We start from the raw sequence: 8,268 nt of genomic DNA, 5'->3' as shown, positions 1-8,268 counted from the left end.
TTTAGCTTGTAAAATTTTACTTTTTTTCTAATTTCATCTTTTAATTTATATCTATTATCTTTAACAATAAAATATTTATTAATAATACTATTATCAATATCTCCGCGGAATGAGTTTTTCTTATATTCTCCATATTTTGCTATTTCCAATGCCTTATTATTGACATCTGATGCAAAAAACTCAAAATTATATCTATTTAACAACATATTTTCCTTTAATAATATAACAATACTGTAGATTTCTTCACCAGTAGAACAAGCTGCTGACCATATTTTAAAGTTTCTTTTACCATCTTTAACTAAATTTGGTATTAAATCATTAATCATATAATCAAATTGGGCTCTTTCCCTAAAAAAATACGTTTCACAGATTGTTATTAAACTAATAAGCTTATCCAATTCCCTTTTATTTAATACTGGATATTTCAGATAATATATATAATCACTAAAGGAATTAAAGTTGAGCTCCCTAAGCCTTGGTGTCAACTTATATTCAAGTAGGTATTTTTTACTCTTTCTAAAAAATATGCCTGCTTGATTTTTTATAATATCAGTTAATTCATAAAATTCACCATCTTTTAATTTAATAACGTTGAGATTAATCATTTAATATTTCCCTTATTTCTCCTATTACATACTTATTTTTCTCTTTTTTCATATGCATTTTAAGCATATCTTTATATGGGTTTTGTGGTATGCTGCCCAAAATTTGGGCAGCTTTAAGCCTAACTATCCAGCTTGGATCATTCTCTAATAAGCCTACCGCTTCTTTTTCAGCCTCTTGACTAGAGATGCTGAAAAAAACCTCCAGAGCTTCTTTTCTTATATCCTCATTTTCATCTTTTATCAATTCCTTTAAAAAATTATATATATTATATTTCAATGTATCTATCTTCTCTTTATCTTTCTCTAGCAACATATTCTTAGCATTATCTAAATACTGTATTGCCTTTGCAAAAGTCTGAACAAAAACTAACTTCACATGTAAGGGTTGATCATTGAAGATATCTATCAAACTATTTAAACATTCTATGCTTTTGTTATAATAATCATGATCTTCAACTAAAACTCTTCCATCAAAAGCTAGTTCAGCTAACGTTTTAACTATATAATATTTGGCCCATGTATTTTCACTTTTTTTAAGTTTTTCTAACAATATATCTATTTTATCATAAGCCTTAACCCTCATCAAAGCTGACGCTGCTACTTCTTGCACCTCTACTGTTTTATCATTTAAAGCTTCAACAAATACATCCTTTAATTCATCCTTCTTAAAAAAGGTAAGGGCTTTTAAAATATTCGACCTAACAAAAGGATTTTTTTCATTTCGATATTGTTGTAAAAGTATAAGGTAGCTCTCATCATCATTGATAAGTCCTAAAGCATAGGCAACCACTGCTCTTATTCTGTGATCCTCATTTTTAAAAAGGAAACTAATCCTCTCTGCATCTCCTTTTTCAGGCATTAAAGCTATTGAAGTGACTGCTGCCTCAACAATATCATAAACATCGCTTTCTATTAATTTATATAATATATCTTTAGATTTTATATCATTTAGCCATCCAACAACTAAAGCAGAAGTAGTTACAACTGGTATAGCCTCATCCTCTAAAGCTTTCCTTATCTCATCAACCAACCCATAATCATAAGCCTTACCAGCTGTTAGAATTGCATATTCTTTAAGAATAGGATCATCACACTTAACTAATCTATGGATTTCCTCTTTTACATCTTCAGTATAATTCTTTGACAAATAATCAACCATTAAATTAGCTTTTTCAGGATCATAAAAAAAATTAACTAATTCTCTTGTATTATAAGAAGTATAATCTTCTTCAAATGTAAAATATGTTGTAAGGTCAGCTATAGTAAATAGTTGCATTAATTCATCAGAAACATTTATTAAAGTCAATTTTATTTTATTTATACTGCATATTTTTTTTATATTAATTAACCATGAAAGGTGTTTACTATACAAATATCCAACATTTTTTAAGTCTAGCTTAATACAATTAATATTTTTGAAGTCTACATAAGAGCCTTTAGAATCATACAAATAACCTTCTTTTATAGAATTTGCTATTTTCTCTAAATCATCAACGTCTACTTTTGACGTCAGTACAATTTTTAAAACATTATCATTAACAACATTAAACTGCATTTATCACCTCAAACTATTATTTTATAAATGCTTTTGAAACTACTTAAAAATATCCTCTAAATTATTAAAAATATTAAAAACACTATCTAAGTTAGTAAAAGAAAACATTTCTCTAATTTCTTTGCTCATGCCAATTAGATACAAATTCTTATTCTCACTTTTTAAATACTTTAAAATATCAATCAATTCCCTTATACCAGAGCTATTTATATAAACTACATCATTGAAAAATATAATAACTGAAGCAATACCCTTATTTTCACCCAATTTTTCTTTGATTATTTCTTTCATTTTTATGCCAACTTGCGCATTTACTTCACCCTTAGGTGTAATCAATATATTATTGTCTTTAACCTCAGCATTGATCATTTATTCCTCCTTTTTTATTAATAACATCGTTATGTCATCTGAATATTCTCTACCACCAGAAAATTCTTTAATATCATCTAAAACATAATTTATAATCTCATTAGGGCTATTCTCATGATATAATATTAATTTTCCTATCAATCTATCTAACCCATAAAATTCACCTTTTCTATTTTGTACATCAACTAAACCATCAGTATACAAAAAGAGTATATCACCTTTTTTCATATTAATAGATTTTTCTTCATATTCAACATTATCAAAAGGGCCTAAAAAAAATCCCTTTGATTTTAACTGTTTAACTGACAAATTAGAGTTATCAAAAAATAGAATTGGATTATGTCCAGCACTAGCATAATTGCATTTACCAGTTCCCATATTCATCACTAGATAAAACATTGTAACAAAATCATTTGTATAAATATTCTCTTTCAATATCTCATTAATCATAGTAAGTACTTCTGATGAAGATATAATATCTATTGTGTATGAATGAACAAGTGCTCTTGTAATTGCCATAATAACAGCAGCAGGTATACCATGGCCTGATACATCAGCTACTAGAAACCCACAATAGTTATTGCTCATCTCTATATAATCATAATAATCGCCTCCAACATCTTCAGTAGGAATATATGTGGCACCAAAACTATAGCCTTTATAATCAACAAATTTAGTAGGTAGTAAAGTCTTTTGTATTAATCTAAGTTGTTTTATTTCATCTTCTATTCTCTTTTGTGCACTTTGAAGTCTTTTATTAACCTTCAGCAGCTCCGAATTTAGCAGCCTCATTTGATGTTGTTTACTATTTAACTCTTGTTGTTTTGACTTTATTGAGTTTATAAGCGATATCATTCTTGTAGTATCTAACAAGCTTTCAACCAAATAATTATCAAACTTATTAAAATAAACTGTATAGCTATTATCCTTAAACTTTCTATATGTGCGACTACTATTTTTTTTAAAATAGCAATCTTTACATTGGCTCTTATTTCCATAAATCTCAAAACAATTATTGCCTTTTTTGATATTTTTATCACCTGTAAATCTTTCAAGCATAAAATTATTTATTTCAACTATTTTCAGATCATCACTTACAACCATTATGCCACCCGGCACACTATTTATTACCTTATTTAAAAAATCATACCTATCTCTTGAATCTAACATATATTTTTTTAGTCTGACATTATTCGCTTTCAGCTCTTTTGTCTTATAATATAAACTTTTGTAGAGAAACCTCTCCTCTGTGGTATCACTTAAAAATTCCACAAAGGTGTCGTTGTCAATTTGTTCAAAATTAGATTTAAAATATTTTCTATTCCCTTTGTAGTCAAATGTCTCATGATATATTGTTTTGGCAGCTCTTTTTTTATTTATTAGAGAAGGCAACTCACAATTACCACATGGTTCAATATTATTAAATAAGCTTAGATAACATTTAGTGCCTATTATATTAGTTTTATTACCTATAAATGTAAAAACAGCTTCGTTAACATACAAAATATTATAATTTCTATCTATAACTACAATAATATCATTAATTAAATTTATTAACCTTGCATATAGCTTATTATCGTTTAACATCACAATAATAAAATCACTATTATAATAAAGATTACAAGAGAAAAGGTGTATTTAATGAGATTCTTGAAAGATTTATTAATTTCCTTAATTTGCAAATTTATATAGTCGTAAAATGCCAAATCAAATTTTTCTAAAATATTTAATGACTTAGTAAGCTCTCTTTTATAATTTTCTATATTTTCTAAACTTTCATACTCAATAATTGCAGTTATATAATAAATGAGATATTTTAAAAAATCAGCTAAAGCTACCAAAATATAATTAAATTCTCTATTCACTGAAAACCCAATAATCTTGTACAACAAAGGCAAAAACGTTCTCCTTCGCTTATCAAGCTCATCTATTATACCTTTACCTAAATTATCTAAATCAGGTATATCATCTATATATCCTTGTAAATTGTTATAATTTACAAGGATATAACCTACCAAGCTCTTTAATTCGCTTAATGTAATATATCGTTTTTCTTTCCTCTTCTCTTTATTTCTAAAATATTCTGATATAAGAGCATGCCCATAGGGTCTATCAGGTTCTCTTCTTTTTCTCTTAAATGTAGGCTCTTCTTCACTTTCTTTCCCTACTTCTACCAAGGATAACAGTTTTTCAATTATATTTCTTGGGGTATATATAAAGTTACTCTCATCATCAAGAATATCCTTTGCATCCTCATCTAAATTGCCATTTGTAAACAAATACAGCTTTGTCATGTTCTCATCATTCATTAATCTCAAAACCTCTGCAGCCTCTTGCCAAGTCAAGTTTAACGAAGGATCCAAAATTTCAACCCACACTAATACCTTATAATCCTCTGAATTAAAAAGCTTCCACACCTCTGCTCGTCTTGTTGTAGAATCCTTGATCCTTCGATGAAATGTATAATTTAGACTTTTCATAATCTTAACGACATACATATAAAAATCATCTAGTGTGGCATAATAGAAGTCTCTATAGGTTAGTTTCCTAATGTCTTTCATACACTTCAGCCCTTCTGTTTTCAGGTTCTCCTTGAATAGAATTATCTACCTTTGGATACATTGCACCTAATCCAACTATTTTTATATTATCTGCTGGAACATTTGTTATACTATATATGAAGTTTTTTAGAAATCTTGCTCTAAGCAATGACAATTCATAATTATTTTTATAATTTTCAGTGGGTTTAACAGGTAATGAGTCAGTATGACCATATATAATATATTGACTATCTTCATTAAGGGATTTTATTTTTTTTATTGTCTCATTATCTATAAGAGTAGTATATTTACAAGGGGGGAAATAAACTGTTAGTACATATTCTAACCTTGGTATTTCAACGCTATATTTGTTGTCACTAGTTGATACTGCGTATTTGCCAAAGGGTTCAACATTTAATACCTTCCAACCATTTAGTGAAACATTCTGGGCTGCCTCTATTCCATCTTTAGCCAACACATATAAACTAGTCTCAACATCAGTTGATACATTAACTACATCAACCTTATACACCCTCTTATTTTGTGATAATAGATTACCGCCACCAGATAAAAGGATTAAAATTAGTCCTATTATCGCTGTGCCCTTCAAAGGGAATCTCTCTAAAATTGGCTGGCTCAAGATCATAATCCTCTATAGCTTTATTAAAATCTTTATCGTCATAAATATCTAAAATCTTAATCTCCTTAATAAGATCAACACCACCATTATACATCACAAAAGCATTAAAAGAAAGTTTCGATGCAGTTATAAAAGTCTTGTTATCCGTTTTTATTTTATATATATAAACATAGGAATCAGCTATATCCGCAAAAATAAAAAAGATTATAAGTATACTAACTAGAACTTCTTTGAGATAAAAGATCATCTATAGTATTGAGTATTTCATTCATATTTATGGGCTTTAGAACTAATTTATTAAATCCAGCCATCTTTACTTGTTTTTCATCTGCAATATCCCCTCTTACAGTAATTGCAATAAAGGGTTGATCAAGCCCTTTTTCTCTAAGCCTCTTTGCTAATTCATACCCATCTATCTCTGGTAAAACTAAATCTATTATAAATATGTCAAACTTGACTTTTTTCGCGATCTCTAATGCATCCTTGCCAGTTGGGACCTCTACAACATTTATCCAACCAGCCTGGGATAATATATTTTTTATAATTTTCCTATCTGTAGCTGAATCATCAACAACTAGAGCTGTTATTGATTCTTTTTGGCTTTCAACATTTCTAACCCTTTTCTTTTTCAACTTCCTAGGCATTTTAGAAGCAATCTCGATAATACCAGAAGGATCTAAGATTAATCTGACTTTGCCATCACCCATTATAGTTGCCCCTGCAATACCAGTAAGATTACCTAAAAATTCCCCTAATGTCTTAATAACAATCTCTTCTTGCCCAATCAATCTATTTACAACAAAACCAACTTGCCTTTCAGCAACATTGATAACCACTACATATTTAAAATCACTGTAAGATTCTTCAAGCTCCAAAACATCAGTAATCCTAATTATAGATAAAACACCATTTCTATAATTTAATACCTCTCTACCTTCTAATTCGTGGATATCATCCTCTTTTACTTTAATAGTCTCCAAAATTGATACTATAGGTATAGCAAAAATTTCCCCAGAAACCTCAACCAAAAGAGATTGAATAATAGCCAATGTTAATGGTAGTTTTAGTTGTATAGTTGTTCCCTTCCCTATTTCTGAATCAATATTAATTATACCATTAATCTTTTCAATATTGTTTTTAACTACGTCCAAGCCAACTCCTCTACCTGAGATATTTGTAACTTTTTCTGAGGTAGAAAAACCTGGCCTAAAAATAAAGCCTATTATTTCATCCCTATCCATTCTAGCTAATTCTTCTTTTGTCGTTAACCCCTTTTCTAAAGCTGACTTTGCAACCTTATCAGGGTCAATACCTTTACCGTCGTCTTTAACCTCAATAATAATATGGTTTCCTTGCTGCATTGCATTAAGCCAGATTGTTCCCTTCTTTGGTTTGCCAACTCTTTCCTCAGGTGTTTCAAGTCCATGATCTATAGCATTTCTAACCATATGAACTAGTGGATCAGTAATTAACTCAATAACTGACTTATCGAGCTCTGTATCTTCACCTGAAACAACTAAATTTACATCTTTTTTCAAATCTCTTGCCACATCCCTTACAATTCGTGGAAATCTACTAAACACTTTGCTAATTGGTATCATCCTTGTCTTCATGACAGCAATCTGTAAATCTGAGGTTACTAATCCTAATTGGGATGTTGTATCTACAAGCTGTTCTAAGATTGGATCATCTCTATATTTTTGATTTAAATCTATAGCTAACTGGGACAATCTATTCCTACTTAGTACTAATTCACCTACAAGATTCATAAGGGCATCAAGCCTGCTAACCTCAACCCTAATTGTTTGCTCTATTGTTTTATGTGCTGCACTAATCTGTTTACCACCATCTTTTGTCTTTTTAGAAGAAATTTTTTGTTCTTTCTGTGCGGTACTAACATACTCTCCGCTTTTAACGCCCTCTATCTTTTTTAGAAACTCCCTAATCTCTACTGTGTCGTCACCAGTTTTTATATTTTCTACAATACCTTTAGCCAAATCCACATATTCTAATAAAACATCCATAATAACATCAGTTAAAGCAATCTCATCTTTTCTTAGTTTATTTAAAATATCCTCAGTGTGATGTGAGATTGTACTTAGTTTTTCTAATTCCAAGAAAGCTGAGGATCCTTTAATCGTATGAGCAGATCTAAAGATCTTATTTATTAACTCTTTGTCATCCTTATTTTCCTCTAAATCAACAAGACTATTTTCTAAATCTTCTAAAATCTCTGTTGTTTCAGATATAAAATCTTGTAAAATCTCATTTGTTTCATCATTTGTCATATATTACCTCTAAATACTTTGATTTATAATCCAAATTCTTTAAGTAGCCTATCTATTTCATCCTGTGAGGTTTTTGTCTCCTTTTCTACATTCTCTGCAGTTTCGCCTAACCATTTCCTTTCATCTACTTCAATCTTATTGAATAATTCAATCAAGTGCTGTTCTACTTCTTTTAATACATTAACTAATTTATTTATTCTATTTTTTATAACATCTTGGAATTCTAAAAATGTTATCATATCAAAACAAACTCCTTGCCCCTCTATTACTC

General features: G+C 29.2%; 9 protein-coding genes. All 9 read right to left on the bottom strand.

Features of this window, described 5'->3' with window-relative positions; all coding sequences use genetic code 11:
• On the bottom strand, positions 1-605 hold a 605-nt coding region (locus SVN78_06515), incomplete at its 3' end, for a CheR family methyltransferase (protein MDY6821257.1).
• Entirely contained in the window at positions 598-2,160 is a 1,563-nt protein-coding gene (locus tag SVN78_06510; protein MDY6821256.1) for a HEAT repeat domain-containing protein, read from the bottom strand. The genes SVN78_06515 and SVN78_06510, both read right to left, overlap by 8 nt.
• 39 nt (positions 2,161-2,199) lie before the next feature.
• A complete protein-coding gene (locus tag SVN78_06505) occupies positions 2,200-2,529 on the bottom strand; it encodes an STAS domain-containing protein (protein ID MDY6821255.1) in 330 nt (109 codons plus the stop codon).
• Positions 2,530-4,116: a SpoIIE family protein phosphatase gene (locus tag SVN78_06500; GenBank protein ID MDY6821254.1), complete on the bottom strand. Its 1,587-nt coding sequence runs from the start codon at positions 4,114-4,116 to the stop codon at positions 2,530-2,532.
• A complete protein-coding gene (locus SVN78_06495) occupies positions 4,116-5,090 on the bottom strand; it encodes a hypothetical protein (GenBank protein ID MDY6821253.1) in 975 nt (324 codons plus the stop codon). Before SVN78_06495 ends, SVN78_06500 begins: the two co-directional genes overlap by 1 nt.
• The gene (locus tag SVN78_06490; protein MDY6821252.1) at positions 5,077-5,679 is read right to left on the bottom strand and encodes an OmpA family protein; all 603 of its coding nucleotides are present in this window, start codon (positions 5,677-5,679) and stop codon (positions 5,077-5,079) included. Before SVN78_06490 ends, SVN78_06495 begins: the two co-directional genes overlap by 14 nt.
• Positions 5,624-5,956 carry a hypothetical protein gene (locus tag SVN78_06485; GenBank protein ID MDY6821251.1) on the bottom strand — a complete coding sequence of 111 codons (333 nt, stop codon included), beginning with the start codon at positions 5,954-5,956 and terminating at the stop codon, positions 5,624-5,626. The genes SVN78_06490 and SVN78_06485 overlap by 56 nt, the downstream gene beginning before the upstream one ends.
• Positions 5,925-7,997, bottom strand: coding sequence for a response regulator (locus tag SVN78_06480; protein ID MDY6821250.1), 2,073 nt, complete (start codon positions 7,995-7,997; stop codon positions 5,925-5,927). Before SVN78_06480 ends, SVN78_06485 begins: the two co-directional genes overlap by 32 nt.
• Before the next feature lie 23 nt (positions 7,998-8,020).
• On the bottom strand, positions 8,021-8,268 hold a 248-nt coding region (locus tag SVN78_06475), incomplete at its 5' end, for a chemotaxis protein (GenBank protein ID MDY6821249.1).

It is taken from the genome of Deferribacterota bacterium (assembly GCA_034189185.1).
In the GTDB taxonomy this organism is placed as follows: Bacteria; Chrysiogenota; Deferribacteres; order Deferribacterales; family UBA228; genus UBA228.
The sequence above is the reverse complement of the archived record's forward strand: the minus strand, read 5'-3'. Positions and strand labels throughout refer to the sequence as shown.